Annotated in this window: 2 protein-coding genes; both read left to right on the forward strand. The window is 31.3% G+C overall.

The window, feature by feature from the left end:
- Positions 1-2,254 (forward strand): T9SS type A sorting domain-containing protein (locus tag U9R42_05090; protein ID MEA3495393.1); only part of this gene is annotated, 2,254 nt, incomplete at its 5' end.
- Position 2,255: 1 nt separating this feature from the next.
- Positions 2,256-3,749, forward strand: a complete 1,494-nt coding sequence (locus U9R42_05095) for a T9SS type A sorting domain-containing protein (GenBank protein MEA3495394.1) — start codon at positions 2,256-2,258, stop codon at positions 3,747-3,749.
- Positions 3,750-3,804 lie beyond the last annotated feature (55 nt).

The raw sequence follows: 3,804 nt of genomic DNA on the forward strand, positions 1-3,804 counted from the left end.
AGCTCCACACTCGACAAACGGTTGGGTGCTTGTTGGTTATACGGAAGTTTACACTGACCCGCCTGTACGAACAGGAGATACAAGAAAAGAAATTTTTGCAATGAGAATTGATACAACAGGAGATACTGTTTGGACTTTTCAATACGGGAGAGATAATTATAACGAAATAGGTTATTCGGTAGTAAACAATGGTAATGATGATTTTATAATATTGGGAAATAGCACACCAATTGGTAGCGGAGATGCAAAAATAAGGGTAATAAAAATTGGAGATAATGGAACATCTTGGAATAACTTATACGGAGCAACTAATTATGACATAGAAGCTTATAAAATAATTAATGATTATGATAATAATTATATAATTGCGGCAAATGATGTAACAGATGATATAAATCCTAAATTGTATGTAATTGAAGACAGTGTAGGTAGATTGTTAAACACTTATGACTACGACCTAAACGATGACACAAAAATATTTAGTATTGATACTGCATTTGATAAGGGTTATATTGTTGCGGGCTATGGAATTTGCAATAATGATACGGATGGATTTGTAATGAAACTTGATACAGCTTTTGAGCAAGATTGGAGAAAATACATAGGAAAAACAGGACTTGAAAGTTTTAATGACATAGTTACCACAGATTTTACTTACATAGCTGTGGGGCAGTGCAACACAAGAGGCGAAGAATATGAAGATATGTATGTTGTACACCTCGATTCCTTTGGAGACACAATTTTACACGAAACCTTTGGAGGCGATTCTGTGGATATGGGTTATGCAGTAGCAAAGTTTCTGGGGATGCCTTTTGTGTATTTTAGTGGTTATAATACAAGTTATGGGATTGAGGAAAGTGGGAATGCTTATTTAGGTGTGTCATTGGCAACTAACAACTTTGATAATACAGAGAATTGTAAGATTCCAAGAATTTTATGGGTTAATAATTTCTTAAATAAATCAGACATTTTTAGCAATCAAAATATTTTATTAAACGGTGAAAAACGCATAAAACTTATGAGTTTTGTAATACAAGACAATATAAACTACTTAATACTTTATGGAGTACGTAATATATTTAACCCTAAATATGTTTCAAGTAAAGAGGATAAGATTTATTTTGAAGAAAAACTTGCCTATTTCATTGATGGATGCAATTCTTATGGAATTATTTGTGGTGCTGCATATGGGGATCCTGATGACGACCAAATGTACAATCAATTAATGTACAATACGGAAAATTACAATTTCGGTCATCATGGGAAAATAAATTTTCTGGTACTTGAGGATGAATTCTGGAATCCTGACCCAAAAAAAGAATATTCTGATTATGAAGAACATGGTATTTACAAAACCAAATACACAGAGCACTTTGAAAAAATTAACAAACTAACAGGAGCTAGAACAACGGATGGAAATATTAACAGGGTATTTGATTGTTTAGGATACTCATATCATAGAGGTTGTTCATATGATGAAGACCCTACGATGTACGATGATTGCACACCACGTCATGATATTAACGACAGGAAAGATAAACTCAAAGCTATTCAGGAATCAGGTAGTGATGCTCTTTTAGTGTATTATTATATTGATTATGATGAAAATGATGAGGATGAAGCTGTATCATTTATTAGTGCCAGTTCTAGGTATCAAGAAAGATTGCAATATCTTGGCTATAGAAACGATAATCAAGTAACCAACATAATTCCAACATTTTCGTGCCAACCAAGTTATTTACAAAATTGGTTTAATGCTGATGGAAATGACTTTAACAGGGCGAAAAATGAATATATTAGCGAGCATGGAGACATATACGAAAATCCAGGAAGTGCTTACCAATATATAGACAATGTCAATATTTCAGCATTCTGTTATATATATTATTCAGATCTTCAGGCACTAATGGTAGAGTATCCTTATTGTTATATTGATTTTGATGATCGATCACTTGTTGATTGCCCTGAGTTTTCTGATCCAATCTCTGGAGTTCTTGATCTTTATAAACCTAACCTAAATGTTTATCCAAACCCTTTGACAAATGAGATAACAATAAAGGTCAATAAGACTGATAACTTATCTGCCGAAATACGTATAAATATTTATGATATTTCAGGCAAACAAATAATAACTGAAATTTATTACAACAAGGAAACTATAAGGATGGATACAGAAGTATTGAAAAAGGGAATATATATAATAGAAATTTCCAATGATCAATATACAATCAGACGAAAAGTAATTAAACAGTAAAATGAAAAAAATAATATTTAGAATCCTATTTATATTACTCTTTCCCTTGTTTGCCAATGCACAGGGAAATTCATCTTTTGTAACAAATCTTGAATTTGAACATGCCAACGAAGTATATCCGCAAAAATGTGTTCAGATGAAAAATGGCAATTACCTGATATTGAGCAATTATTATTTCCCGGGTCCTGGAGGCGATTACTCATTTACCGAAATCTCTGTAAAAGGCAAGAAAATAAGGGATTTCAAATTCCCTATGGGTAATTTTTACCCTTACGATGTTGAACGCTTTTATTATTTCGAAAATGGTGATATATTTTTCTATGGCTGGGGCGACAAAAACCACTTATTAGAAACCGGTTTTAATTTTATGTACGACAAGAAAGGAGATTTAAAATGGACAAGAAATGACTTTTCCATACATTCACACTTTACAACAGTTTTTTCACCAATAGATAGTAGTTTTTTTGGCAGGAGCTGTTATACTAAATATAATCAGGAGAAACAAGAATACGAAAATCAATATGGATTTTGTATAAAGTTGGATTATTACGGAAACATTTTATGGCAAATAGACAGCTTGGTTTTTTACGATTCCATTTTAAAAGATACATTATTCTTTAAGTCTTTATATAATCTTTTTATTTACGACAGTTTTTATTATTTTATTTTGGCTAGAGGTAAAGATTACCGTAGGATGATTAAAATGTCTCTTGATGGAGATATTGTAAAAATTGATACTTTTCGTTTTCCATTTAACACAAAAGATTTAACCATGAGTTTTCAAAAAACTGAAGATGGATACTTGTTTCAGTTGAGGAAATGGATTGATGATTATGAAAGTCAAATCGTGAAACTGGATGATAGTTTTAATACAAAATGGCAATACCAATTACCCATAGATCATCCTGTTTATGCTTCGGATATTATTATTGATGAGTTTGGTAATATTCATCTGCTTTTGGTACATAATGTTGAATATCTCAGTGATTTAGAAACATATTTTGAAATTAGAAAACTTAATCCTGATGGAGAATTATTGGATAGTAAAAAATACTTTTACATTTACCTTAATGGAAATATAATAGACATACATGGTAGCTCCTTATTACTTACAAGAGATGGAGGTTATTTGATTTCAGCATCTATGGGTTATGGTTGGGAATTGGGTTATGTTATAAAAACCGACAGCAATGGCTATGTGGATGATAAAAAGATAAAGTGTGTTTCTATAAAAAATGAAGTACATAAAAACAGAAATGCTATTGCTTACCCAAACCCTTTTAAAACAAACTGCACATTCAAATTACCAACAAACACAAAACAAAAAGTAACCCTAAACCTTTACTCCATCACAGGCAAACTCCTAAAACAAGAAAAATTTACAGGAAACAGCTATGAGTTTTTCAGAGGTAATTTATCAAACGGTTTGTATTTGTATCAAATTATTTTAGAAAATAAAATTTTTACAGGGAAGTTGATTGTTGGGGATTATTAAAAAAAATGCTTTTTGTTATTTTCCAGTTTATTCAAATCTTATAGATTTCACAGGG

This window comes from Bacteroidota bacterium (genome assembly GCA_034723125.1).
Taxonomy (GTDB): Bacteria; Bacteroidota; Bacteroidia; order CAILMK01; family JAAYUY01; genus JAYEOP01.